General features: G+C 66.8%; 22 protein-coding genes and 4 pseudogenes. 19 read left to right on the top strand and 7 right to left on the bottom strand.

Annotated features, from left to right (window positions below; all coding sequences use genetic code 11):
- Positions 1–186 precede the first annotated feature (186 nt).
- Positions 187–1,008 carry a flagellin gene (locus OVA11_RS06985; RefSeq protein ID WP_010918677.1) on the bottom strand — a complete coding sequence of 274 codons (822 nt, stop codon included), beginning with the start codon at positions 1,006–1,008 and terminating at the stop codon, positions 187–189.
- Positions 1,009–1,179: 171 nt separating this feature from the next.
- Between OVA11_RS06985 and OVA11_RS06980 the strand changes: the two genes are divergently transcribed.
- Positions 1,180–1,314: a hypothetical protein gene (locus OVA11_RS06980; RefSeq protein WP_268066771.1), complete on the top strand. Its 135-nt coding sequence runs from the start codon at positions 1,180–1,182 to the stop codon at positions 1,312–1,314.
- A 133-nt stretch (positions 1,315–1,447) separates the two neighbouring features.
- On the opposite strand, the gene wrbA is transcribed toward OVA11_RS06980, so the two are convergent.
- Positions 1,448–2,047: an NAD(P)H:quinone oxidoreductase gene (wrbA, locus tag OVA11_RS06975; protein WP_096053687.1), complete on the bottom strand. Its 600-nt coding sequence runs from the start codon at positions 2,045–2,047 to the stop codon at positions 1,448–1,450.
- A 138-nt stretch (positions 2,048–2,185) separates the two neighbouring features.
- Between wrbA and OVA11_RS06970 the strand changes: the two genes are divergently transcribed.
- The gene (locus tag OVA11_RS06970) at positions 2,186–3,085 is read left to right on the top strand and encodes a LysR family transcriptional regulator (RefSeq protein ID WP_268066770.1); all 900 of its coding nucleotides are present in this window, start codon (positions 2,186–2,188) and stop codon (positions 3,083–3,085) included.
- A gap of 108 nt (positions 3,086–3,193) precedes the next feature.
- Here OVA11_RS06970 and OVA11_RS06965 read toward each other — a convergent pair whose 3' ends face one another.
- The 4 genes from OVA11_RS06965 to OVA11_RS06950 all read right to left on the bottom strand — a co-directional run bounded on the left by OVA11_RS06965 (position 3,194) and on the right by OVA11_RS06950 (position 12,582).
- Positions 3,194–6,157, bottom strand: a complete 2,964-nt coding sequence (locus OVA11_RS06965) for a glycoside hydrolase family 31 protein (protein ID WP_268066769.1) — start codon at positions 6,155–6,157, stop codon at positions 3,194–3,196.
- Positions 6,058–7,707 (bottom strand): beta-galactosidase, encoded by a 1,650-nt coding sequence (locus tag OVA11_RS06960; RefSeq protein ID WP_268066768.1) that lies wholly within the window; start codon positions 7,705–7,707, stop codon positions 6,058–6,060. Before OVA11_RS06960 ends, OVA11_RS06965 begins: the two co-directional genes overlap by 100 nt.
- A 306-nt stretch (positions 7,708–8,013) precedes the next feature.
- Positions 8,014–9,528, bottom strand: coding sequence for a tryptophan halogenase family protein (locus OVA11_RS06955; protein ID WP_268066767.1), 1,515 nt, complete (start codon positions 9,526–9,528; stop codon positions 8,014–8,016).
- A gap of 126 nt (positions 9,529–9,654) precedes the next feature.
- Positions 9,655–12,582 carry a TonB-dependent receptor gene (locus OVA11_RS06950; protein WP_268066766.1) on the bottom strand — a complete coding sequence of 976 codons (2,928 nt, stop codon included), beginning with the start codon at positions 12,580–12,582 and terminating at the stop codon, positions 9,655–9,657.
- A gap of 336 nt (positions 12,583–12,918) precedes the next feature.
- Between OVA11_RS06950 and OVA11_RS06945 the strand changes: the two genes are divergently transcribed.
- The 15 genes and pseudogenes from OVA11_RS06945 (at position 12,919) to OVA11_RS06870 (ending at position 24,325) form a co-directional block, all read left to right on the top strand.
- Complete coding sequence (locus OVA11_RS06945; RefSeq protein WP_268066765.1) at positions 12,919–13,839, top strand: 2-dehydro-3-deoxygalactonokinase; 921 nt, start codon at positions 12,919–12,921, stop codon at positions 13,837–13,839.
- Entirely contained in the window at positions 13,836–14,444 is a 609-nt protein-coding gene (locus OVA11_RS06940) for a 2-dehydro-3-deoxy-6-phosphogalactonate aldolase (RefSeq protein WP_268066764.1), read from the top strand. Before OVA11_RS06945 ends, OVA11_RS06940 begins: the two co-directional genes overlap by 4 nt.
- A gap of 162 nt (positions 14,445–14,606) precedes the next feature.
- The gene (locus OVA11_RS06935; RefSeq protein WP_010918668.1) at positions 14,607–15,335 is read left to right on the top strand and encodes a FadR/GntR family transcriptional regulator; all 729 of its coding nucleotides are present in this window, start codon (positions 14,607–14,609) and stop codon (positions 15,333–15,335) included.
- Between the two features lie 34 nt (positions 15,336–15,369).
- A pseudogene (locus OVA11_RS19725) lies at positions 15,370–15,567 on the top strand (LuxR C-terminal-related transcriptional regulator); the annotation flags it as partial.
- Positions 15,568–15,751: 184 nt separating this feature from the next.
- A complete protein-coding gene (locus OVA11_RS06925) occupies positions 15,752–16,114 on the top strand; it encodes a hypothetical protein (RefSeq protein ID WP_268066763.1) in 363 nt (120 codons plus the stop codon).
- Positions 16,115–16,358: 244 nt separating this feature from the next.
- A complete protein-coding gene (locus OVA11_RS06920) occupies positions 16,359–16,703 on the top strand; it encodes a hypothetical protein (protein ID WP_024265624.1) in 345 nt (114 codons plus the stop codon).
- 71 nt (positions 16,704–16,774) lie between these two features.
- Positions 16,775–17,224: a hypothetical protein gene (locus OVA11_RS06915; protein WP_268066762.1), complete on the top strand. Its 450-nt coding sequence runs from the start codon at positions 16,775–16,777 to the stop codon at positions 17,222–17,224.
- 44 nt (positions 17,225–17,268) lie between these two features.
- Positions 17,269–18,441, top strand: coding sequence for an acetyl-CoA C-acetyltransferase (locus OVA11_RS06910; RefSeq protein WP_268066761.1), 1,173 nt, complete (start codon positions 17,269–17,271; stop codon positions 18,439–18,441).
- Positions 18,442–18,583: 142 nt separating this feature from the next.
- Entirely contained in the window at positions 18,584–19,216 is a 633-nt protein-coding gene (locus OVA11_RS06900; RefSeq protein WP_268066760.1) for a glutathione S-transferase family protein, read from the top strand.
- Positions 19,217–19,376: 160 nt separating this feature from the next.
- A complete protein-coding gene (locus OVA11_RS06895) occupies positions 19,377–20,705 on the top strand; it encodes a PQQ-dependent sugar dehydrogenase (protein WP_268066759.1) in 1,329 nt (442 codons plus the stop codon).
- Positions 20,681–20,854: pseudogene (locus tag OVA11_RS06890) on the top strand (hypothetical protein); the annotation flags it as partial. The gene OVA11_RS06895 and the pseudogene OVA11_RS06890, both read left to right, overlap by 25 nt.
- 8 nt (positions 20,855–20,862) lie before the next feature.
- Positions 20,863–20,940, top strand: a pseudogene (locus tag OVA11_RS06885) (hypothetical protein); the annotation flags it as partial.
- Positions 20,937–22,388 (top strand): carotenoid oxygenase family protein, encoded by a 1,452-nt coding sequence (locus OVA11_RS06880; protein ID WP_268066758.1) that lies wholly within the window; start codon positions 20,937–20,939, stop codon positions 22,386–22,388. The pseudogene OVA11_RS06885 and the gene OVA11_RS06880, both read left to right, overlap by 4 nt.
- 155 nt (positions 22,389–22,543) lie before the next feature.
- On the top strand, positions 22,544–22,858 hold the full coding sequence (locus tag OVA11_RS06875) for a hypothetical protein (RefSeq protein WP_268066757.1): 315 nt from the start codon (positions 22,544–22,546) through the stop codon (positions 22,856–22,858).
- A 90-nt stretch (positions 22,859–22,948) separates the two neighbouring features.
- Entirely contained in the window at positions 22,949–24,325 is a 1,377-nt protein-coding gene (locus OVA11_RS06870; RefSeq protein WP_268066756.1) for a flavin-containing monooxygenase, read from the top strand.
- Here OVA11_RS06870 and OVA11_RS06865 read toward each other — a convergent pair.
- Positions 24,324–24,439: pseudogene (locus OVA11_RS06865) on the bottom strand (hypothetical protein); the annotation flags it as partial. The gene OVA11_RS06870 and the pseudogene OVA11_RS06865 overlap by 2 nt on opposite strands.
- Before the next feature lie 15 nt (positions 24,440–24,454).
- Here OVA11_RS06865 and OVA11_RS06860 point away from each other — a divergent pair.
- Both OVA11_RS06860 and OVA11_RS06855 read left to right on the top strand, forming a co-directional pair.
- On the top strand, positions 24,455–24,706 hold the full coding sequence (locus tag OVA11_RS06860) for a DUF2164 domain-containing protein (RefSeq protein ID WP_268066755.1): 252 nt from the start codon (positions 24,455–24,457) through the stop codon (positions 24,704–24,706).
- A 221-nt stretch (positions 24,707–24,927) separates the two neighbouring features.
- The gene (locus tag OVA11_RS06855) at positions 24,928–25,563 is read left to right on the top strand and encodes a TetR/AcrR family transcriptional regulator (protein ID WP_268066754.1); all 636 of its coding nucleotides are present in this window, start codon (positions 24,928–24,930) and stop codon (positions 25,561–25,563) included.
- The last annotated feature ends 7 nt before the right edge of the window (positions 25,564–25,570 follow it).

Raw genomic sequence — 25,570 nt, 5'->3', positions numbered from 1 at the left:
ACATTTTAACCATAATACATGTTTACTCTACAGTCAGACTGAAGATTAGCATCTTCAAAGAGCGCCAAAGCAGAAGCGCTCGCGAACAGCCCGGAATGACTCACGGAACATGCCAGGCATGCCCCATAGAAAAAGGGCGGATCCGAAGATCCGCCCTTCTCGACGACGAACGCGTCGAAGTCCGGCTTAGCGGAACAGGCTCAGGATCGAAGACGAAGACTGGTTCGCGATCGACAGCGCCTGAACGCCCAGCTGCTGCTTGGTTTGCAGCGACTGCAGCTTGGCGCTTTCCTTGGCCAGGTCAGCGTCCACCAGGTTGCCCACGCCGGCGTCCAGGCTGTCTTGCAGCTTACCGACGAAGGTCAGGTGAGTGTCCAGACCCGTCGAGCTGGTGCCCAGCGAGGCCAGCTTGTTGGTGGCCGTCTGCAGCGCCGTGTCGATGGTGCCGATCATCGTCTTGGCGGCAGCCGCCGTCGTGAAGCTGGAGGTCGCCGTCAGGCCCAGGCCGCCGAGGGTCAGGGTCTTGGCGGTGACGGTGAAGGCCGAACCGTCCGAGTTGGCCAGGAAGCTCAGCTTGGTGGTCGTGCCGTCAGCGATGCTGACGCCGTTGAACTTGGCGTTCGAAGCGGCCTTCGTGATCTGGTCACGCAGCGAATCGAAGTCCGACTTCAGGGCGTTGAACGAGGCGGTGTTCAGCGAGGTGTCGGAAGCGGCCAGGGCCTTTTCCTTCATCTTGCCGAGCAGGTCGGTGATGGTGTCGCCGGCGGCGAGCGCGACGTCGATCGTCGACTGACCGCGTTGCAGCGAGTCCTTCACGGCGTTCATGCTGCCGGCGGTAGCCGACTGGTTCTTGGCGGTCGCCCAGATGGCGCCGTTGTCCTTGGCGCTACCGATCTTCTTGCCGGTGTTGATACGCTGTTGAACCTGGGTCAGCTCGGCGTTCGTCGAGTTCAGGTTTTGCAGGGCGATCAGAGCGCCCGAGTTCGTGTTGATGCTGTTCAGCGCCATAACGAAACAACTCCTATTCGAGGTGTTCCGACGTCATTTTGACTGTCGGTGGGCGTTTTGCCCACGCGCAATATCCCGCAACTAGCTTTCCAGTTCGTTGAGGAAAAACTGAAACAAAATTAAGAATTGAAACTATTTTGTTAATGATGAAATGAACATCAATAAATAGAGATGAGCCTAAAGAGAGCCGAGTTGTCTCAAAATGGCACACTCGGTGACGCGCCAATGATTCAGCAGAACACCCTCGCGACGCCGACAGCGCCCATGCTCGACAGGAATAGAGTCATTTCGCGCTCGGCGACCTGAGGCCGTCGCGCGCAGGGCCTGCCCTTCTCCGTAAAGAAAGGGCCGGCCGGCTCCCTGGGAGGGGGAAGGAGCCAGCCGGCCCTGTCGCCGGTCAGTCGATGGGGGGGAGGCTGAGTGACCGGCGAGCGCCGGATCAGCCGTGCAGCTTGATCGCGGTTTCGGCGATCTTGCGGCCCTGGTAGCGGGCGCCGGTCAGTTCGTTCTCGCTGGGCTGACGCGAGCCGTCGCCGCCGGCGATGGTGGTGGCGCCGTAGGGGCTGCCGCCGGTGACTTCGTCCAGCGTCATCTGGCCGGCATGGCCGTAGTCGAGACCCACGATCGTGGTGCCGAAGTGCAGCAGGTTGGTGATGATCGAGAACAGCGTCGTCTCCTGACCGCCGTGCTGGGTGGCGGTCGAGGTGAAGGCGCCGGCCACCTTGCCGTGCAGCGCGCCACGCGCCCACAGGCCGCCGGCGGCGTCGAAGAAGGCCGCCATCTGCGAGGCCATCCGGCCAAAGCGGGTCGGGGCGCCGACGATGATCGCGTCGTAGTCGGCCAGGTCCTCGACCTTGGCGACCGGCGCTTCCTGGTCGAGCTTGAAGTGGGCGCCCTTGGCGATTTCGAGCGGCACGGTTTCGGGAACGCGCTTGATGTCGACACTGGCGCCGGCTTCGCGCGCGCCTTCGGCGATGGCCTTGGCCATGACTTCAAGGTGGCCGTAGGACGAATAGTAGAGAACCAGAACCTTGGCCATGAGGGCCTCCCTTGGGTTTGAACGGTGGGCGAGACGAAACGTCCCGGCGTTGGCGAAGGTTTTGCGCCGGAACGTCCTTGCGAAACAGCCGAATAAAATCGTCTATTATGTTCGATAAATTCGAACGATGAGACGGTCTTGAACGAACCCGGCGCGCCGACCCTGGATCAGTTGAACGTTCTGCTCGCCGTGGTGGAGACCGGCGGCTTCGCTGCGGCCGCACGGCGGCTGAACCGCGCCAACTCGGTCATCAGCTATGCGATCGCCAATCTGGAGGCCCAGCTGGGTCTGGTCTTGTTCGATCGTGACGCGGCCAAGCGGCCGGTGCTGACCGAGGCCGGCAAGGTGGTGGTGGCCCAGGCTCGGATGATCGCCGGCGACGTGGCCAGCCTGCGCGCCAAGGCCAAGGGCCTGACCCAGGGCCTGGAGGCCGAGGTCAATCTGGTGCTGGATGTCATGCTGCCCACCGCCCGGGTGGTCGACGCCTTGCGGGCCTTTCGCGAGACCTTCCCGACCGTGACCTTGCGCCTGCATGTCGAGGGCTTGGGCGCGGTGACCCAGATGGTGCTGGACCGCGCCGCGACTCTGGGCGTGGCGGGGCCGCTGGAGGTTGTCCATGGCGGCGACGAGCTGGACTATATCGCCGTCGGCTCGACCAGGTTGATCCCGGTCGCGGCGCCCGACCATCCGCTGGCCCAAGGTCCCAATGCGCCGGGCGCGGGGCGCGGCCATACCCAGCTGGTGCTCACCGACCGCTCAAAGCTGACCGAGGGCCGCGACTTCGCCGTAGCCAGCGCCCACACTTGGCGACTGGCCGACCTTGGGGCCAAGCATCTGTTGCTGAAGGAGGGCTTTGGCTGGGGCAACATGCCAGAGCCCATGGTCCGCGACGACCTCGCCGCCGGCCGCCTCAAGCGCCTGGACATGCCGGACCTGAAGGAGGCGATCTATCCGCTGCACGCGGTCTATCGCACGGACACACCGCCGGGTCCGGCGACGGCGTTCCTGATCGAGCGGTTCCGGGGCCAGGCGGGGTGACAGGCGGCCATCCTCGCCCTTCGACAGGCTCAGGGTGAGGATGGCTTAGCCGCTGCAGAAAACCTCACCCTGAGCGTGTCGAAGGGCGAGGTTTTCCGGCTTCGGCAGCTACTTCTTCCGCGCCACGACCACCACCGGCTGGCCGGCGTACTCGACCGTAGCGTCGCCCGCCGCGTCGAAGTCGGTCGGCTTGGCGCCCCCGACCCCATTGGCGCCGATGAAGCGGATCTTGAAGACGCGCTTGTCCTGCATGCCGTCGAACTTGCCCGAGCGCGCGCCGATCACGACCCGGCCCGAAGCGTCGTCATAGCTGATCGGGATGCGGCTGTAGGCTCCGCGCTGATAGGCCGTCGACAGGCCGTCATCCTCGTAGAGCTCGAACTTGCCGTCCTTGCCCGCATAGATCACCAGGGTGATCGGCAGGTTGGGCTTTTCGCCGACATACTGCTGGACCTCGGTGGTCGGCACGATCGCGCCGGCCCGCACGAACAGCGGCATGCGGTTCAGCGGCGCGGCGGCCTGGATGGTCTGGCCGCCGGCGTGGGCCTTGCCGGTCTCGAAGTCGTACCAAGTGGTCCCGGCCGGCAGATAGACCGAGCGCGAGCGCGCCTTGAACTGGGTGACGGGCGCCACCAGGAACGAGGGACCATACAGGTACTGGTCGTCGATGTTGCGGACCTTCAGATCCTGCGGGAAGTCCATCACCAGACCGCGCATCATGCTGCCGTCGCGGTGATAGGTCTCGCCCGCCAGGGTCAGGGTGTAGGGCATCAGCCGGTAGCGAAGCTTGTTGTACCAGACCAGCGACTCGTAGACCGGCGTCCCCTCGTCGGCGAGGTTCCAGATCTCGCGGAACGGCTCTTCGCCGTGGCTGCGGAACAGCGGGCTGAAGGCGCCGAACTGGAACCAGCGCAGGTTCAGCTCCTGCCACTCGGGCCAGTGCTGGACCTCCTTGCGGATATAGCGATCCTCGACCGAGAAGCCGCCGATGTCGGTGGTCCAGTTGGGCACGCCCGACATGGACAGGTTCACCCCGGCAGAGATCTGGTCGCGGAAGTCGTCCCAGCGCGCCACCACGTCGCCGCTCCACAGCGCCACGCCGTTGCGTTGGATGCCGCCGAAGCCCGAGCGCGACAGGATGAAGCTGCGCTTGTTCGGATCCAGCTCGTGCTCGCCCTCGAAGACGCCGGTCGTGTGGATCAGGGGGTAGGAGTTGAAGAACTCCGCGCCCGGCCCCATCGCCGTCGGTCCCATGCGCAGGGTGCGCTCTGGGACGTCGAGGTTGGAGTGCATGTCAGGCTCATCGGCGTCCATCCACCAGGCGTCGACGCCCAGGCCCTTCAGGTTGTCCTTGACCTGGCGCCAGTAGATGTCGCGCGCCTCTTTCGCGTACGGGTCATAGAACGAGTTCAGATAACCCGGGCCTACCCAGTCCAGAGCGCCCTGCTCGATGTTGCGCTTGTACATGAAGCCCTTGGCGTCGAGCTCCTTGAAGTTGTCGGTGGTCGGATAGAACTTCGGCCAGATCGAGATCATGAAGCGGGCGTTCATGCCATGAACGTCCTGCAGCATCTTCTTCGGGTCGGGGAAGCGGGTCTCGTCGAACTTGTGGCTGCCCCAGCTGTCGTCTTTCCAGTAGCGCCAGTCGAGCACGATGTTGTCCAGCGGCACGTTGCGCTTGCGGTACTCTTTCACGACGCCGACCAGCTGGTCCTGCGTCTCATAGCGCTGGCGGCTCTGCCAGAAGCCATAGGCCCAGCGCGGCATGGCCTGGGCCTTGCCGGTCAGGTCGCGATAGCCGCTGACCACCTGATCCAGGGTCTCGCCCGCCACGAAATAGTAGTCGACCGCGTGGGCGACGTCCGAGGTCAGGGTCAGCGACTTCTGCTCGGCCGCCGGGATCGGGTTGTTGTGCAGAAGCGCGATATAGCCGTCGTTGGGCTCCCACTCGACCTTCACCTTGTGACGGCCGCCGGCCTTCATCGGGGCGGTGAAGTTGTGGAACCACGGGTTCCAGTTCTGGCGCCAGCGGTCGATCTTCAGCTGGCCGTCGATCCACAGCTTGGCGTAGCTGGACGAGTACAGCTGGAACTTCTGCAGGCCGCCGACCTTCCCCTCGACCGAGCCCTCCCAGACGACCTTGGCGCCGCGCAGCGGCTTCTTGTCCGGTCCGGTCAGCTCGGCCGGCCACTTGGGCAGGTCCTCCAGATACTGGTAGTCGATGTCCTGCTCGACGCGCGTCAGCTTCAGCTCGCCGTTGATGTAGTATTTGGCGGTGAAGCCGCCCGGCTTGCCGCTGGCGTCGAAGATCTTCAGGTCGCGCGAGGCCAGGGCGTAGGGCGTCGGATCGCCGAAGCGGGTGATGCCGTTGTTGTCCCACAGCAGGCCGTAGTTGCGGGTCGACAGCACGAACGGGATGGCGATGGCGCGATTGTACTGGGCCAGCTCGACGTCCTGGCCGTTGTAGTTCATCTGGCCGTTCTGGTGCTGGCCCAGACCATAGAAGCCTTCGTCCGTATTCGGATTAAAACGCTGGCTGATGGCGTAGAAGCCCTTGCCGTCGATGCTCAGCGGCTTGAAGTTCGAGCGCGCCTGCTCGGTCAGGACCGTCTTGCCGGCCGCGTCCTTGAACGACACCGCGCCGGTGGCCAAGGTCACCTCGGCCGTCGCCTTGCCGGCCTTCAGCACGACCTTGCCGCCGACCTGTTCGACGGTGAAGCCGCTGGTCTTGGGGGCCGCGATCACCTGCAGGCTGGGCGGGGCGCTGATCGTGTCGGTCGGCGAGGCGGTGACGCGGATGGCCCGGTCGCTCATCACCTGCAGACGGACCTTCTTGGCCGGGCCATTGGCGGGCGTGATGACCACGCCGTCGGCGGTTTTCTCAAAGCCTCCATCCAGGGCCAGGGCCGAGGTCGAGGCCAGGAGGGCCAGCCCGAAGGCTGAGAGGGCAAGAATACGCATGGCTGTTCCCGTCAGTAGGTGGCGAGCTTGACCCGCAGGATCTGCGAGCCGCCGGTGAAGTTGAGGCCGTAGTCGGTCTGGTCGCCGTTCCACAGGCGGTCGAAGACCCACTGGCCGTTTTCGAAGTGGCCCTCCTCGACCCGCGCCATCATCATCGGCTTGCCGTCGGCCTTGGCGCGGCCGAACTCGACGCGGACATTGCGGCCGGTGACCAAGAACTCGTTGGGCGAGAGCTGGGCGACGAGGCCGCCGCCGTCGGGACCTTGCGGATTGACCGGACGATCCTTGAGCCAGGCCCAGTCCGAGGCGCCGAACTGCCACTTGCCGTAGCGCAGGCTGACGGTCCAGTCGCCCATGGTCGTGGTTTGCGCGGCGCGGTCATCGGGCTCGGCGCCGCCCCAGACCTTGCCCTCGAAGGACAGCTTGGCCCATTCGCGGGCCATCGGCGCCAGCAGGCGATAGTTGGCGGCGAAGGCCTCGATCACCGCCTCGTCGACCTTGGCCGCGCCCAGCGGGTAGTTGCCGTAGCCGGTGTAGTCCATGCCGAACGGCGACCAGCCGATCCCCTGCTTGCCCAGGGTGGAGAACACATAGCGGGCGTAGGCCGGATCGTTGCCGGTCTCGGCGACGAAAAGGGCGTTGTTTGGCCGAGCGTAGTGCTTGAGCACCGCCTCGTACTTGACCGACTCCTTCATGTAGATGTCGGGCGCGATCAGGTCGATCGAGGGCGCGGCCGCCTGCCAGACGCCGATGACGTTGTCGGTGGGGCCGCCGGCCGAATAGCTCTTGGGGTCGCCCGGCTTGATCGGATCGCGCAGGGCGGCGTTGACGTACATCGGCAGCGGATAGACCGCCTTGCCGGCGGCGGCGACCTGGTCGACGAAGCGGCCGATATGCCAGGCGTGGAAGAACTCGTCGGCGTCCTTGCCGAAGGCCTGGGCCCAGGTCCCGGGCTTGGCCCCGACCGCCTTGACCAGAGTGGCGGGCGCGGGACCGTTGAAGACCTTCTGGGCGGCCGGACCGAAGTCGCGCACCGAGCCATAGGTGCCGGTCTCGTTCTCGACCTGGACCATGATGACGGTCTTCTGCGCCGCGTCCTTGGCCTTCAGATGGGTCATCAGGGCGACGAAGGCCTTGCGGTCGGCGTCCAGGGTCGACTTCGCCAGCGGCGACATCGAATAGGAACGCTCGCCGTCGTCCTTGATCAGCCGGGGAAAGCGCTTGTCGTCCAGCTTGACCCACTCGGGCGCATAGGACGGCGAGGAGTTCTTCCAGGTGCCGAACCACAGGAGAACCAGGCGCACCTTGCGCTCGCGCGCCTGCTCCAGCAGCAGGTCGAGATAGGAAAAGTCGAACTGGCCCTCGACCGGCTCGATCTGCTCCCAGGCGATCGGGACCTGAACGGTGTTGGCGCCGACCTTCTCGATGGCCGGCCAGACCTTGGCCATCTGCGAGGGCCAGGCGGACGAGTTGTTGACCTGAGCGGCCAGCATCAGGAAAGGCGCGCCGTCGACCATGAGGGCGTGTCGGCCGTCCTTGGTCACCAGCTGCGGCATGGCGGCGTCGGCCGCATGGGCCCCACCGGCCAGAGGGCCGCCGACCAGCGCCAAGGCCAATCCGACCGCCGTCGCGAAGCGTGACATCCCCATGGTCTCCTCCACTCATGGCGCGCTCTACTTGGTAGCGCTACCAGCTATTGATGGACGATCGCCGGGCTCTGACGCGTCGGCAAGTCCGGGTTTGCTCACCGGTCAAAAAAATCCGCGCACCGTCGCAGGTGACGATGCGCGGGGGAGGACGTCGCGCGACCTCGGGGAGAGGCGCCGCGCGAAGCGCTCGAAGGCCGATGAGGCCCTCCTCGCGCCACCGAACCGGTAAGTGGCCCCGATCCGGCAGTGATCGAAACTATAATCATATAATTCAGACCAGCAAGCAGATTTGATAGCGTTGTCAGCAGACGCGTGACCTCAGACCAGGGCTTCGGCCTTGCAGGTCGCCGCGATGAAGGCCTCGTGCGTGGGCAGGCGCGCGACCAGATTGGCGTTGGTCTGGCCGATCCGGCGGACGGCGGCGACCACCTCGTCATAGGCCGGCGCATCGGCCAAGCGGTCATAGTCCTTGGGCTCGATCCCCTGCCCCAGGAACACCGCCAGCCAGCTGGGTTCGGCGAACAGCTGCTCGTCGAAGCGGGCGATCTTGGCGCGGTTGCAGAACAGCTCGATCTTGTGGGTCAGGCTGTCGGGGATCGCCATGGTGCGGCAGTGGTTCCACAGCGGCGCATCGTCCCGCTCGGTGGCGCAATAGTGCAGGATGATGAAGTCGCGGATCTGCTCGTATTCGATCTGGGTCAGGCGGTTGTACTCGGCCTCGGCGGCCGGGTCGTAGCCGCCCAGCGGCAGCAGCGACAACAGGCGCATGGCGCCGCTCTGGACCAGATGGATGCTGGTCGACTCCAGCGGCTCCATGAAGCCGCCCGCCAGGCCCAGGGCCACGACGTTCTTGCTCCAGCTCTTCTTGCGGCGACCGGCCGTGAAGCGCAGCGGACGGGGATCGGCCAGCGGCTTGCCGTCCAGATTGGCCAGCAGGGTGGCGGCGGCCTCGTCGTCGCTGATGTGGGCGCTGCAATAGACATAGCCATTGCCCGTGCGATGCTGCAGCGGGATCCGCCACTGCCAGCCCGCCGCATGGGCGGTCGAGCGCGTATAGGGCGTCAGGGGCGCGGCGTTCTCGCACGGCACGGCCAGGGCGCGGTCGCAGGGCAGCCAGTGCGACCAGTCCTCGAAGCCCGCCTGCAGCGCCTCCTCGATCAGCAGCCCCCGGAAGCCCGAGCAGTCGATGAAGAAGTCGCCCTCGACCCGGCGGCCGTCGCTGAGCGTCAGACCCGAGACGAAGCCGTCCTCGGGACGCTGTTCGACCTTGGCGATCTTACCCTCGGTGCGCTTGACACCCCGCGCCTCGGCGTAGGCGCGCAGGTAGCGGGCGTAGAGACCCGCATCGAAGTGATAGGCGTAGCCCAGACCCGGCACTCCCGGCGGCAGGTCCTTGGGCGGAACCGCGAACTTGCCCGCCTTGGCCGCCACGGTGGCCAGGGCGTAGGAATCGAGCTCGCCGCCCTCGCCATTGGCCCGCAGCCGCATCCAGTAGTTATGGAAGCTGACCCCCTCGATCGACTGACCGTAGGGCCCGAAGGGGTGGAAGTATTCGTGGCCCTGGCGCCCCCAGTTGCGGAACTGGATGCCCAGCTTGAACGTCGCCTGGGTCTTGCGGATGAAATCGAACTCGTCGATGCCCAGGATGCTGTTCAGGAACTGGATCGGCGGGATCGTCGCCTCGCCGACCCCGACCGTGCCGATCTCGTCGGACTCGACCAGCTCCACCTCCGCCAGCTTGCCCTTGAGGGCGTGGATCAGAGTCGCCGCGGCGATCCAGCCCGACGTCCCGCCGCCGACCACGACGAACTTGCGATAAGGGTTTCCGTCCACGCGACGCCTCGAACTTTCCTCGGACCGGGAAGCTAGCCTCCGGTCCCGAAAACAAGAAGGCCCCCGCCGCGTCCATCCAGGCGGACGGGGCGACGGGGGCCGACGTTGATCAGACCTGACGAGACCTTAGAAGGTGCCGCGCAGAACGATCGAGTAGCGACGGTCGGCCACCACCCAGTTGGTGTCGGTCAGGCCGATGGCCTTGTTGCCCGGATAGCTGACCAGCACCTTGGTCTTGGTGTTGGTCAGGTTCACCGCCTGGAAGCCGACCTTCAGATTGTCGTCGATCGTGTAGAAGATCGAGCCGTCCAACTGACCATAGTCATCAAACCAGGCCGGGATGTTCTTGTTGGCGGCCGAGGTCGTCTGCAGGAAGCGTTCACGCCAGTTGTAGGCGAGACGCGCGGAGACCTTGCCCAGATCGTACAGGGCCGCGACGTTGTAGCTCGTCTTCGACAGACCCTCGAGCGGCAGGTCATCGCGCGCGCCGCCCACGAGGCTCGACACCTGGCTGGAGTCGTAGGGGTTGGAGGCGGCGTTGCGGGCGCCCTCGCTGTCGACATAGGTGAAGTTGGCTTGCGTGCCGAAGCCCTTCAGCGCGCCCGGCAGGAAGCTGAAGTACTGCTGGTAAGCGACTTCGAAGCCTTTGATCTTGCCATGGCCGCCGTTGTACGGCTGCGTCACCAGAACGTCGCGGGTCACGCCGTTGTTGGTGAACTTCACCGTGTTCACGCCGTTGGTGACGAAGTTGTAGACGTCCTTGTAGAACACCGTCGCCGTCAGGCTGCCGGTCGAGGCGAAGTACCACTCATAGGCCAGGTCATACTGGGTCGAGCGGGTCGGCTTCAGCTCGGCGTTACCGCCCGTGGCGGTGTACTGATAGACGCAGTTGCCCTGCGCGCCGTCCGGAATGGAGGTCGAGCAGACCGAGCCGTTCAGATAGCCGTTGGTCGCGCTGATCGAGAAGAACGGCTGCAGTTGGCCAAAGTCCGGACGGACGATCGACTTGGCCGCCGCGAAGCGCAGGAACATCTGCGGCGTGATCTTCAGGCGGGCGTTCAGGCTGGGCAGGACGCTGACATAGTCGCGGCCGCCGGTCAGGTCCCGCTTGGCGCCGTTGCCAAAGGCCAGGTCAGCCGCCGGCACGGTGGGCGTATTGTTCCGGGAGAACAACTGGATGCCCTTGCCCTCGCTCTCGGTCTTGACGACGCGCAGGCCGATGTTGCCGTCGATCTCGCGCTCTTCGCCCCACAACGACACCTCGTTGCCGAAGCGCAGAAGGGCGTAGGCCGCCAGGGTCTTTTCCTTCTGACGGTTGACGCCGCCGCCGCTGCCGCCGGCGGTCAGGCTGTCGTAGTCGCCGTTGAAGGTGCCCCACCAGCCGCCATTGGAAGCGGCCAGCTTGGCCACCAGAGCGCCGCCGGCGGCGTAGTTCTGGACCAGGGACGCGGTCGGCAGGATGAAGGTGGCCGGCAGGTTGGTCGCGCCGCGGAAGTAGTTCGTGAACGGATAGAGCTCGTAGTAGCCCTGATAGGACGCCAGATTATTGATCGACGGCGCCGACCAGCTGGGCGCGACGGCGCCCCAGTTGTAGGTCGTCTCGCGGGTGGTGGATTCGCGATAGGTGTTGCGGACGCCGAAGCGGAACGAGCGCAGCCAGCCGCTTTCGTCGAAGGTGTAGGCGCCGTCGAAGCGCTGGGCCCACTCGCTGGCGTCGTTACGGTCATGGTGATCCATGGCCGCGCTCAGATAGTAGCTGGCGGGGTTCGACGTGTAGGCCTTGTCGTTGTTCATGGTGATGGCCGGCAGGTCGCCGGTCAGGTCCAGCGTGGCCGGAGCCGCGTCGGAACCCAGCGCGTTGAACACCGTGAAATCGACGGTCTTGGTCTTGGCGTAGATGTACTGAATGTCCGCCGAGAACGCCCACTTGTCGTTCGGATTGTAGTTGACCTTCAGCGCGTAGTCCGAGGTCACCGAGCTGCGGTCGGCGAAGCGGGTGTCGAGGGTCGACGAGCCCAGGCTGTTTCCGCCCGGCGACTGGGCCAGCGTGCCCTTCAGGAAATGGCCCGCCGAGTCATAGGTGAACGTCGTGCCGGCGGCCGGACCGTTGCTCGAGCCGGGGTTGAAGCCCACGGCCCGCTCGGTCGAGGCTTGCGAGGCCGACGACCGCAGGAACGTCAGAGCCGCGTCCCACTGATCGTTCGGGCGCCATTGCACGGCGGCGGCGACGCCCTTGCGCTCGCGTTCGAAATCAAGGCTGCGGTAGCCGAAGCCGCCGGGCACATAGACCGTCCTGCCGGCCACGAGGTCGGTGCGGGCGAAGTACGGATCGACCGAGATCGTGTCCGTGCGACTGGCCAGCTGCGACTCCGACAGGCTGACCAGGAAGCCCAGCTCGCCGATATTGGTGTCCCAGCGGTCGCTGTACAGAGCCGAGCCGGTCGGCTTCCACTTCTTGGACATGTCGCCGATGCTCATGTCGGCGGAGAAGGCCATGATGCGCTTGGCGCTGTCGAACGGCAGACGCGTGCGCAGGTTGACCGTACCGCCGACGCCGCCTTCGACCAGATCGGCGGACGGGTTCTTGTAGACGTCCACGCCGGCCATCAGTTCGGGCGGGACATCCTCGAAGCTCAGGGAGCGGCCGCTCTTGGCCGAAAAGCTGTCACGGCCGTTCAGTTCGCCGCGAACCCACGAGAGACCGCGGACCTGGACGCCCGAGCCTTCGACCGAGATCCGGTCGACGTCACGGCCATACGAGGTGCGGGCGATGGTCACGCCGGCGACGCGCTGCAGGGCTTCGGTCACCGAACGGTCGGGCAAGGCGCCGATGTCGGTCGAGGTGATCGAGTCGACCAGCTGCTCGGCGTTCTGCTTGATCTTCTGGGCGGACTGGATGGCCGCGCGTTGGCCGGTGACGACCACTTCTTCGACGGTCTGGTCGTCCTGCGCCGCCTGCTGCGCGAACACGACGCTGGGCGCGGCGAGGCACAGCACCAGCGCAGAAGCGCCGGCCAGCATGAGTTTCCGATGAGACGAATCAAGGCGCTGCATGGCCGTTCCCTTCCCCCTGTTCAGGAGCCGTCCCGGTCCGTTCTGCGGAGACCGGTTACGCGCGGCCCCTCGCCGCTGCTCAGAGCGGAACCTATAATCGTATAATTGGTACCTTCAAGTCGAATTTGATAGCGCTATCATTTCTCGCGCTACACGGCGCCGTTTTGGACACACCACCGCTTTGACACCGGTTGCTTCCTTGCAGGGGAACGAAAGCGCCTCCCCCCCCGGCGCGCCGGGCCCCCGATTGTTGCCCTGCATATTGTACTATAAACGATCCCTGACGGACTTCCCGCTTGGCGCTTTCGCACGGGCCGTGAGACTGGAATCGGCCTGATGGACCAGAGCATCGTGATCGTCGGCGACTGGGGCGGCTCGCGGCTGCGCCTCTGGCTTCGCCAGGGCAAGAGCGTGATCCACCGCCGGGACGGCCCTGGCGTCACCGCTCTGACCGACAGCCCGGAAAAGACCTTCCTGGATCTGGTCGGCGACTGGCGCGAGGCCGGTCCCGACCATGCGATCCTGTGCGGCATGGTCGGATCCCGGATAGGCTGGACCGAGGCGCCCTACGCGCCCTGCCCCGCCACGACGGGCGAGATCGCCGCGCGCGCCGTGCGCATCGAGGCCGCCGGCCTGCCGGTGCGGATCGTTCCGGGCCTGTCGTGCGTGAACCCGCTGGGCGGACCCGATGTGATGCGCGGCGAGGAAACCCAGATCCTCGGCGCAATGTCGCTGGACGCGGCGCTGCGATCGGGCCGCCATCTCCTGGTGCTGCCCGGCACCCACAACAAATGGGCCGTGGTCGAGGACGGCCAGATCACAACCTTCCTGACCGCGCCGATCGGCGAGACCTTCGCCCTGCTCAAGGCCCACTCCACCCTGGGCGCCGGCGGCGGCGGCCTGGCTGAGGGCTCGGCGGCGGGTTTCGCCTGTGGCCTGACGCGCATCGCCGAACAGGGCGCGGGGCGCCTGACGCACCTGATGTTCGAGACCCGCGCCCGCCAGCTTCTGGAAGCGATGACGCCCGCTGACGCCATGGGCTTCCTGTCGGGCCTGCTGATCGGCGCCGACGTCGCCGCCGCACGGGACTGGTACGGTCCGATGGAGGCCGTGACCGTGATCGGCGACGGGCCGCTCGCCGCGCTCTATGTCCAGGCCCTGGCCGCCACCGGCGTCACCGCATCCGCCGTGGACGGCGACGCTGCGGTGCTGGCGGGCCTTTCGATGATCACCAGACACCAGGACGCCTCGTCGTGAACCTCTCTCCCTTGCCCCCCATTGTGGCCATCCTGCGTGGGGTGAAGCCCGGCGAGGTGGTCGATATCGCCGCGGCGCTGGTCGAGGCCGGCGTCGGCGCGATCGAGGTGCCGCTGAACTCCCCCGACCCGGTGGAGAGCATCCGCCGGCTGTGCGACGCCTTCGGGGACCGCGCCCTGTGCGGCGCCGGCACGGTCCTGACGCCCGAAGCGGTGGACGCCGTGGCCGAGGCCGGCGGCCGGCTGATCGTCACCCCGAACACCGATCCCGCCGTGATCGCCCACGCGGTGGGGCGCGGCCTGACGGTCATGCCCGGCTTTGCGACGCCCACCGAGGCGTTTGCGGCCATCAAGGCCGGCGCCCGCGCCCTGAAGCTGTTTCCGGCCGGGACCTTCGGCCCGGGACACATCAAGGCGGTCAAGGACGTGCTGCCCCGCAACGTGGCGGTCTATGCCGTGGGCGGGGTCGGCGCGAGCAATCTCGACACCTGGCGGGCCGTCGGCGTTGACGGGATCGGCGTCGGCGGCGAGCTCTATCGCCCAGGCGACCGCGCCGCCGATGTCGCCGAACGCGCCGCTCGTCTGGTGGCCGCCTGGCATGGCTGAGCCCTTTTCGCGGCGCCGGGCGGCCTTCGCCCCAAACACGCTTGCCGAACGCCACGGCGACGGCTGTATTCACCGCAATCGTCCCGTTGCGGATGGAGCAAACCAAGCTACACAGCAGCGAGCGCCCTTTCGCTTCGCCGTCGCAGGAAAGAAGAGCCGCAGATGCGCACTCAGCCCGGCCTGAGTTTGACCTATGGTCTGGTCGAGCAGCTCGGTCAGGCCATCGTCACAGGCGAATACGCCAAGGGCGGCTTCCCGACCGAGGGGGAGCTGTCCAAGCAGTTCGGCGCCAGCCGCACGGTGACGCGCGAGGCGGTGAAGATGCTCACCGCCAAGGGCCTGCTGAGCGCCCGCCCCCGGCACGGCACCGTGGTGGAGCCCGAGGCCGAGTGGAACATGCTCGACCCCGACGTTCTGCGCTGGCTGCTGGAGCGCAAGTTCTCGCTGCGCCTGCTGGCCGACTTCACCGAGATGCGGATGGGTATCGAGCCCACGGCCGCCGCCCTGGCGGCCCGGCACGCTGACGAGGCGGGCCTGGAGGAAATCCGCAAGGGCCTGCGCCGGATGAAGGCCGCCGCCGAGGGCGAGGACGACCCCTTGTCGGCCGACATCGCCTTTCACATCGCGATCCTGAACGCGACCAAGAACCCGTTCTATCGCGAGCTGCACGAGCTGGTGAACACCGCCCTGCGGATCTCGATCCGCTTCACCAACCGCATCAAGGGCCGCACCGCGTCGATCCCCTCGCACGAGGATGTCTACAACGCGATCGCGGCGCGCGACTGCGAGCGGGCTGCGGCGGTGATGCGCGAGATCATCGTCGACGTGCTGGAGCTGATCCGGGCCGCCTCGCCCGCGACCGAGAGCGAGGCGGCGCGCCGCGAGGCGTAAGGCGCCCGGGGCCGGACTTCATAGCCAAGGTTTAATGTTCCGGCGCCTTGCCGAACTGAAGCGCTCGCATAAGGTTCTCGGCATGGCTAAGGGCGAACCCACCCTGTCGGATCAGGTCGAGGGCCTTGATCGCCTCACCGAGCGTGAGCGCGAGTGCCTTCGCCTCGTCGACCGCCATATGAGCTCCAAGGAAATCGCGCGCGAGCTTGGCCTGTCCAAGCACACGGTCGACTGGCACCTGGACAAGGCTCGCCGTCGCCTGGGCGCGGTCGATCGCTACGATGCGGCGCGGCGGGTTTTCGCGCGCGCTCATCAGGGGCTAGCCCCCCCTCCGATCGCGTCGGGGTCCGATCCGATCTGGCTAGGCGCTGAGGCTTTCGCACGCTCTGCTGGGGGCGTTGAGGAAGGAGCCTCCCATGACCCAGCAGACGCCGCATACCGACCTGACGCCGCGCCAGAAGGACGCCATTGGCAGGGCGGCCCATCTGCGCCGAGAAGTAATGAGCTTTCAGCAGGACTGGCCGCGCCTGAACTCGGCCGACCTGCTGCCGCCCATCACCTGGAGCGAGCTGGAGCGACAGCTCAGCAGCCTGTCGGCGACGCCGGTTGGAGCGTCCATGGTTCACGACCTGGTGGCGGCCACCCGCAAGCAGGCGACGTTCAAACCCACCGAACTGCTGGTGCGGGAGATCCTGTGCATCGCCAGCGCGGTGATGGACGAGACATTCCCGCCGGACTCCTCCTCGTCGGACTCGGAGGCGGAAGACCGAACCATCTAAGTCTTCCCCTACGACTAGCCTTCATCGCGACCGTAATGATCGTGACCGCTTTGGCTTTCGGTTCGATCCTGGCAGGGCTCCACGCGCTCGAAGGTTTGTTCCCCTAGAGTCCTTTCCGATCTGATCGAACAAATCAGATCGGACAAAAAGGGCCCTAATCAGCGTTCGCCCCCGGGAGCCGGGCTTCACCCCGCACATGAACCCTTGCAACGCGCCGACATCGCTCGGCGCGAGGAGACAGCGCATGCTTAAGGAACGTCGCCTAGCGGCCGAGACCGTGGCCGAAGCTCTGTTCGCCGCCGAGAAGGCCATCGACGCGGCCATCACCCAGACCGCCGCCCTGGCGGGTCTGATGCCCGCCACTCGCCAGTCCGCCAACCTTTCGGCCGTCGTCGGCCAGGAGGCGCTGATGGGCGCGATCGAAACGATGCAGGCCCTGGCCCTGGCCCGCCAGAACATCGTGGCCACTCACAAGCAGCTGTCGATCGCCCAGCACGACATCGGCCTGGGCGCGGTGTCCTTCGGCACGGGCGGCGAGAAGCCCAAGGCGCCCCCGTCCGGTCGCCTGGCCGTGGTCGACGCGGCCTGAACCTCTGCGCTCCCCTCCGACACCGTCGGAGGGGAGTTGCAATTCCGCGCCCAGGGTTCAACCTGTCGGCGATGACCTTCGGCGCACTCTACCAATGGGCCAATCTGGTGGCCCTGCTGCTCTCGACCGGCGTCGCCCTTTGGCGCGGACGCTGGCCGGAACGGGCGGCCGCCACCGCGATGATCCTGGCCTGGTCGGCCAGCGCGGTCCTGCACAACGCTGACCAGCTCCATGGCCCCCAGGGCCTGATCATGGCGGTCGACCTCGCCCTTTTTCTGGTGCTGCTGGGCATCGCCCTGAAATCGGATCGCTGGTGGCCGATGTGGGCCTGCGCGTTCCACGCACTTACGGTCGTGCTGGCCCTGGCCATGCTGGCCGATCCCAGGGTCTGGAGCCGCTCGGGCTTCATCGCCAGCGGCGTGTTCAGCTACCTGACCATGCTGTCCCTGTTCCTCGGCGCGCTGGGTCAGAAGCCTGGCGGCAAGCCGCCAGCGCCTGACGCCGCGTCACGGCTGACATAGCCGCAAGCGCCTGTTTTTCTCCCGTCAACCAAGAGGAGGAACTGATGGGCGAAGCCTATATCGTGGCGGCCGCGCGCACGGCCGGCGGGCGCAAGGGCGGACGGGTCTCGGGCTGGCATCCGGCCGATCTGGCGGGCGAGGTGCTGAACGCCCTGGTCGATCGCAGCGGCGCCGATCCGGCCCTGATCGAGGACGTGATCATGGGCTGCGTGGGCCAGGTGGGCGAGCAGGCCATCAACATCGCTCGCAACGCGGTGCTGGCCTCCAAGCTGCCCGAGAGCGTGCCGGCCACCTCGGTCGACCGCCAGTGCGGCTCGTCCCAGCAGTCGATCCACTTCGCCACCGCCACCGTGATGTCGGGCGCGATGGACATCGTCATCGCCGCCGGCGTCGAAAGCATGAGCCGCGTGCCGATGGGCCTGTCCTCGGCCCTGCCCTACAAGAACGGCTTCGGGACCTACAAGAGCCCGCGCATGGAAGAGCGCTATCCCGGCATCCAGTTCAGCCAGTTCGCCGGCGCCGAGATGCTGGCCAAGAAGTATGACCTGTCGCGTGAGCAGTTGGACGCCTTCGCTCTGGCCAGCCACCAGCGCGCCATGGCCGCGACCAAGGGCGGCAAGTTCGCCGCCGAGATCGTGCCGATCCAGGTGACCCTGCCCGACGGTTCGATCGAGACCCACGACGCCGACGAGGGCATCCGCTGGGACGCCACGATGGAGTCGATCGGCGGCGTGAAGCTGCTCAGCGAGGACGGCCGCCTGACCGCCGCCACCTCCAGCCAGATCTGCGACGGCGCGGCCGGCGTGATGATCGTCAACGAGCGCGGCCTGAAGGCCCTCGGCGTCCAGCCGCTGGCCCGCATCCACCACATGACCGTCATCGGCCATGACCCGGTGATCATGCTGGAAGCCCCGATCCCCGCCACCCAGAAGGCGCTGGAGCGGGCCGGCATGAAGATCGACGACATCGACCTCTACGAGGTCAACGAGGCCTTCGCCTCGGTGCCGACCGCCTGGCTGCAGGTGACCGGCGGCGATCCGGACAAGCTGAACGTCAACGGCGGCGCCATCGCACTCGGTCACCCGCTAGGGGGTTCCGGCGCCAAGCTGATGACCACCCTGGTCCACGCCCTCAAGGACCGCAGCGCGCGCTATGGCCTGCAGACCATGTGCGAAGGCGGCGGCCTGGCTAATGTGACGATCGTCGAGCGGCTGTAGTGAGATACTCGCCCCCTCCGCGCTGCGCGCTCCTCCCCCGGAGGGGGAAGAAGATTCAGGCGCGCGCCAATCCTTCTTCCCCCTCCGGGGGAGGAGGGCCGGAGGCCCGTAGGGGGCAAATGTCCGCCCAGAAGACGACCCCATGATCACCCTCTGGCACTGCCGTGACGCCCGCTCCTTCCGCCCGCTGTGGGCGCTGGAGGAGCTGGAGCTGCCCTATGACCTGAAACTCCTGCCCTTCCCGCCGCGCTTCCTGGCGCGGGAGTATCTGGACGAGAACCCGCTGGGCACCATCCCGCTGCTGGTCGACGGCGACACGCGGATGACCGAGTCCTCGGCGATGATCGAGTACCTGTCGATGCGCCACGGCGAGGGCCATCTCTCGGTTCGGCCCGAGGAGCCCGGCTACGGCGCCTATCTGAACGGTCTGCTGTTTGGCGAAGCGACCCTGACATTCCCCCAGACCCTGGTGCTGCGCTACACACGGCTTGAGCCCGAAGAGCGCCGCCAGCCGCAGGTCGCCAGCGACTACGCCCGCTGGTTCCTGGCGCGGCTGCGGGGGCTTGAGACCCTGCTCGACCGGGCGCCCTTCGTGGCTGCAGACCGCTTCACCGGCGCCGACATCTCGGTGGCCTACGCCCTGCTGCTGGCCCAGTCGCTGAAGCTGGACAGCGACTTTCCACCGGCCGTCGCCGCCTATTGGGCCCGCATGCGCGAGCGGCCGGCCTTCCTGCGCGCCCAGCTCGCCCAGCAGGACGGGCCGCCCAGCCTGTAGCCGCCCCTCCCCCGGCAACGCCGGGGTCACGACCCGCGCGCAGGGCGCAGGACGGGCGAACAAGGGCCGGGACATCACCCCGGGCAACCCGTATCGTTCTGGCTGGCACCATAATCATGACCCTGCGCGTTGAACGCAGGCTGAAGGGGGAGAAACGCCGATGCGTCGACAGGTTCGCGACATCTTGGTCATCGGCGTGGCGGTCAGCGCTCTCGCCGCCTGCGGCCAGAGCCCGGGCGCGCCGAACACGACGGTCGGCTACGGCCCCAACCCGACCCTGCCCGAGCCCAGCCGCAGCCTGCTGCCGACGGTCAAGATCTCCAAGGTCGTCGGCTGGTCCAAGGACGCCAAGCCGCGCGCGCCGGCCGGCTTTGTGGTGCAGCCGTTCGCGACCGGTCTTGATCACCCCCGCTGGCTGCTCGTCCTGCCCAACGGCGACGTGCTGGTCGCCGAAAGCAACAAGCCCGCCCGCAAGGACAAGCCCAAGGGCCTGCGCGCCTTCGCCGAGACCCTGCTGATGAAGAAGGCCGGCGCGGGCGCGCCCAGCGCGGACCGCATAAGCCTGCTGCGCGACCAGGACGGCGACGGGATCGCCGACCTGAAGACCCCGTTCCTGGTCAACCTGCACTCGCCGTTCGGCATGGCCCTGGTCGGAAACACGCTCTACGTCGCCAACGCCGACGCCATCGTCGCCTTCCCCTACACCGAGGGCGCGACGACGATCGCCGCCGGGCCCCGCAAGATCGCCGACCTGCCCGGCGGGCCGCTCAACCACCACTGGACCAAGAACATCATCGCCAGCCCCGACGGGACCAAGCTCTACGCATCCGTCGGCTCCAACAGCAATGTCGGCGAGAACGGGATGGAGAACGAGGTCGACCGCGCCGCGATCCTCGAGGTCGACCTGGCCACGGGCCAGAAGCGGGTCTTCGCCTCAGGCCTGCGCAACCCCGTGGGCCTGTCGTGGAACCCGGCCAATGGCCAGCTGTGGACCTCGGTCAACGAGCGCGACGAACTGGGCAATGATCTGGTGCCCGACTACATGACCTCGGTCCGCGACGGCGGCTTTTATGGCTGGCCCTACAGCTACTTCGGCCAGCACGTCGACAAGCGGATCAAGGACAAGGACCGCCGCCCTGACCTCGTCGCGCGCGCCATCGTCCCAGACTACGCCCTGGGCGCCCACACCGCCTCTCTGGGCCTGACGTTCTACACCGGCGCCAGCTTCCCGGCCCGATACAAGGACGGCGTGTTCGTCGGCCAGCACGGCTCGTGGAACCGCAATCCGCAGGCCGGCTACAAGGTGATCTTCGTGCCCTTCAGCGGCGGCAAGCCGGCGGGCGGGGTCGAGGATTTCCTGACGGGCTTCCTCGATAGCGAAGGCAGGGCCCAGGGACGGCCGGTCGGTGTGACGGTCGACAACGGCGGCGCGCTGCTGGTGGCCGATGACGTGGGCGACGTGGTCTGGCGGGTGAGTGCGGGGCGGTAGGGGGCGTTTCAAGCACCCTCTCCCAGAGGGAGAGGGTTGGGGAGAGGGCTTACGGCGTCCGACGGAGCGCCGGCACGCCGTCAGACCTCGTAACCCCTCTCCCTCCCACCGCTTCGCGGCGGGCCCCGCCCTCTCCCTCTGGGAGAGGGAATCCGTTGCCCCACCCCAAAGGGAAACTTGCGTAACAAGACTGACTAGCCGTAAGCTCCGTTCAAACAGGAGGATCCGCCCATGAAAGTCGAACGCCTGCCGCCCGTGCGGACCTCGCTGGGGCCGACCAACCACCCGTACATGACCGGCCCGTGGACCCCGCAGCACGAGGAGGTCAACGCCTGGGACCTGGAGGTGCTGGAAGGCGCCATTCCAGCAGATCTCGACGGCGTCTATCTGCGCAACACCGAAAACCCGGTGCATGACCCGGTCGGCCGCTACCACCCGTTCGACGGCGACGGGATGATCCACCAGATCGAGTTCAAGGGCGGGGCGGCGACCTATCGCAACCGCTTCGTCCGCACCCGCTGCTTCGAGGCCGAGCAGGAGGTCAATGAGGGCCTGTGGGGCGGCCTGATGGACGGACCCGGCGTCTCCAAGCGTCCGGGCTTCGGCGCCCACGGGTCCTTGAAGGACAGCGCCAGCACCGACATCGTCGTCCATAACGGCGAGGCGATCGCCACCTTCTACCAGTGCGGCGAGGCCTATCGCCTGGACCCGCTGACCCTGGAGAACCTGGGCGTCGCCAGCTGGGCGCCGCTGGAGGGCGTTTCGGCCCACCCCAAGGTCGACGAGGCCACGGGCGAGCTGATGTTCTTCAACTACTCCAAGGCCTGGCCCTACATGCACTATGGCGTGGTCGGCGCCGACGGGAAGCGTAAGCTCTATCAGGGCGTGCCGCTGCCGGGGCCGCGCCTGCCGCACGACATGGCGTTCTCGTCGAAGTACGCGATCCTCAACGACCTGCCGGTGTTCTGGGACCAGGACCTGATGGCGCGCGACATCCACGCCGTGCGCCTGCACAAGGGCATACCGAGCCGCTTTGCCCTGGTGCCGCGCGAGGGCGGCGAGCCGCGCTGGTTCGAGGCCGAGCCGACCTATGTGCTGCATTGGCTCAATGCGTACGAGGACGGCGACGAGGTGGTGCTGGACGGCTACTTCCAGGAAAAGCCGATCCCCCGCCCGCTGGAGGGCGCGCCCGACGGCCACGGCCACCTGATGGCCTATCTGGACGAGCACAGCTTTCTGCCCAAGCTCCATCGCTGGCGCTTCAACCTGAAGACCGGCGAGACGACCGAAAAGCACCTGGATGACCGGGTGCTGGAGTTCGGCATGTTCAACCAGAAATATGCCGGCAAGCCCTATCGCTACGCCTACTCCACCACCGCCAAGCCCGGCTGGTTCCTGTTCAACGGCTTCGTCAAGCACGACCTGGAAACGGGCGAGAGCTGGTCGATCAGCCTGCCCGAAGGCCGCTACGCCAGCGAGGCGCCGTTCGCGCCCAAGGTGGGCGCGGTCGACGAGGACGACGGCTATCTGGTCAGCTTCATCATCGACGAGAACAAGGGGACCTCGGAGTGCCTGATCGTCGACGCGCGAGCCTTCGAGGTCGTCTGCCGGGTGGCCTTGCCGCACAAGCTGAGCAGCGGGACGCACACCGTCTGGGCGGGTCGGGAGATGCTGCGGGGTTAGGCTCACCTGTCATCCCGGGCGGAGCACAGCGGAGACCCGGGACCGCAACAGGCTCAGAGCGTCCGGCGGTCCCGGCTCGGCGCGCTTCGCGCTTGGCCGGGATGACAAGACTTATGGTTAATCGGCCCTTTACCCTGATCGCGCATGATCCCTCCATGCGCCGCGCCGTCCTCGCCCTGCTGGTTCTTGCCACGGCCCTCCCGACTCTGGCCGCGACGCCGCCCACCGCGCCCAAGCCTAGGCCCGCCGCCGTGGTCCAAACGCCGATCGCCGCGCCCAGCGTCGTCCTGCCCGCGCCGATCCCGCTGGCCGTGGGGCGTCCCGGCGGCGATGTCACCCAGTGTAAGGCCACCTGCGCCAGGACGCTGTATTTCTGTCAGTCGTCGGACGACGACAGCTGCGGCGGCCGCTGGGCCCAGTGCAACGCCGCCTGCACGGCGACCTATTCCCCCGCGCGGCTCGGGCGGTAGGGCGAAAGCGCCCCCTTCCGCAACGGCCGCTTGCCGCATCGCATAACGCTGATACGCTCACCTGAACAACGATAAGTCAGAGGGCGGGACATGACCGGCAGGCTCCCCAAGGCGTGCGTCATCGGCGCGGGCTGCAGCGGCTTCACCACGATCAAGCGGCTGAAGGACTACGGGATCCCGTACGACTGCTTTGAGATGTCCGACGAGGTCGGGGGCAACTGGTACTACAAGAACCCCAACGGCCTATCGGCCTGCTACGAGAGCCTGCATATCGACACCAGCAAGTGGCGGCTGGCGTTCGAGGACTTCCCCGTGCCGAAGGACTGGCCCGACTTTCCGCATCACGCGCAGCTCTTTCAGTACTTCAAGGACTATGTCGACCACTTCGGCCTGCGCCCGACCATCACCTTCAACACCAAGGTCGAGCGCGCCAAGCGCACCACAGACGGCCTGTGGGCGGTGACGCTGTCGAGCGGCGAGACGCGGTTCTATGACGTGCTGTTCGTCTGCAACGGCCACCACTGGGACCCGCGCGTGCCGGAGTATCCCGGCGAGTTCGACGGTCCGGCCTTCCACGCCCACGCCTATTGCGACCCGTTCGATCCCGTGGACATGCGCGGCAAGAACGTCGTGGTGGTGGGCATGGGCAACTCGGCCATGGACATCGCCAGCGAGCTCTCCCAGCGGCCGATCGCCAAGAACCTCTGGGTCTCGGCCCGGCGCGGGGTCTGGGTGTTCCCCAAATATCTGAACGGCAAGCCCGCCGATAAGACCGCCCTGCCCGCCTGGATGCCGCGCAAGCTGGGCGTGGCGCTCTCCCGCTCGGTGCTGAAAAAGACCATCGGCCGCATGGAGGACTACGGCCTGCCCAAGCCCGACCATGAGCCGCTGGAGGCCCACCCGTCGGTCTCCGGCGAGTTCCTGACCCGCGCCGGCTGCGGCGACATCAAGTTCAAGCCGGCGATCAAGGCGCTGGAGGGCAGCTGCGTGCGCTTCACTGACGACAGCGTCGAACAGGTGGACGCCATCGTCTTCGCGACCGGCTACAAGATCAGCTTCCCGTTCTTCGACGACCCGGGCCTGCTGCCCGACGCCGACCACCGCCTGCCGCTGTTCAAGCGGATGATGAAGCCGGAGATCCCCAACCTCTTCTATATGGGCCTGGCCCAGCCGCTGCCGACCCTGGTGAACTTCGCCGAGCAGCAGGCCAAGCTGGCGGCCGCCTATCTGGCCGGGAAGTACGCCCCGCCGCCGCCCGCCGAGATGGCCCGCATCACCGCCAAGGACGAGCACCGCCACACCGGCCACTTCTATGACTCGGCGCGGCACACCATCCAGGTGGATTTCAACGTCTACTGCGCCGACCTGAAAAAGGAGATCGCCAAGGGCGAGGCCCGGGCGCGGAACGCGGGCGGGAACCTGCCCGTGCCGGCGCGGGCGGAGGGGCAGGCCTTGGCCGCCGAATAAAAAAGGTGTCATCCCGGAAGCGCGCAGCGCTATCCGGGACCCAGGGGCCGGCGGCATTGCGGTTGCCCCTGGGTCCCGGCTCTCCGCTACGCTGCGGCCGGGATGACACGCTGAAAGATAGAACCCCCCATGCCCAAGATCACCTTCGACAAGGACACCCGCGCCAAGCTGGTCGGCGGCCTCTCCGACTATCTGCGAACGGAGCTCGATCTGGAGGTGAAGGGCTTCGACGCCGAGTTCCTGCTGGACTTCATCAGCCAGCGGCTGGGCCCCTACTACTACAACCAAGGCCTCCACGACGCTGCGGCCCTGTACCGCGAGAAGCTGGAGGCGATCACCGAAGCGGTGTGGGACATCGAACAGCCGGTGAAGCCGTTGTGACAGTACTCCCCCTTCCGACCTCCCCGGCGAACGCCGGGGTCCAGATGAAGGCCTGAGCGGTGCTCCAGCCGGCTCCCTCAAAGCCTTATGATCTGGGTCCCGGCGTTCGCCGGGAAGGTCGGACGTATAGGGAGCGCTCGCCAAACGCTTGCATCCCGACCCAGAGTAGGGCCACGATCATGACGGGGCGTCACGATCGCCCCGAGCTTGAGTCGTTTTCCATGTCGAACATCGCCTATTTCCCCAAGCCCCATATCGACCAGCGACCGGGCAAGCGGGAGCGCACCAAGACCGCCAACCGCCAGGCGATCCTGGACGCGGCGCGCGAGGTGTTCGGCGAGCTGGGCTATGACGCCGCCACCGTCCGCGACATCATCCGCCGCACGGGTTTGGCCTCGGGCACCTTCTACAACTACTACAAGTCCAAGGAGGAGGTGTTCGAGGCCCTGGCCGACGACGGCGCCCGGCGCTTCCGTCCGCTGCTGCGAGCGGAGTCCGAAAAGGCCACCGACTTCGAGTCGTTCGTGCGCGGCGCGATCCTGGCCTATTTCAACTTCGTCGCGAACGAGCAGGAAGCCTGGCGCCTGGACCGGCCGCCCGGCGAGCCGCTGCCGCACGCGCGTTCGACGCCCGAGGTGGTGGCGGTGTTCGACGAGGTGCGCGAGGCTTTCGCCCGGGTTCTGGAGCGCGAGCACGCCCCGCCGGTCGATCTGGACTATCTGACCACCGCCTGCATCGCCGTCGCCCGCGAGATCGGCGAGAAGATGCTGGAGCGCCGTCCGGTCGACACCGAAAGCGCGGCCGACTTCGCCGTCAAACTGATCCTGGGCGGGCTTCCCGCCCTGCCGAGACTGTAGGGTCACA

Origin of the sequence: Caulobacter sp. SL161, from assembly GCF_026672375.1 — a bacterium.
In the GTDB taxonomy this organism is placed as follows: Bacteria; Pseudomonadota; Alphaproteobacteria; order Caulobacterales; family Caulobacteraceae; genus Caulobacter.
The sequence above is the reverse complement of the archived record's forward strand: the minus strand, read 5'-3'. Positions and strand labels throughout refer to the sequence as shown.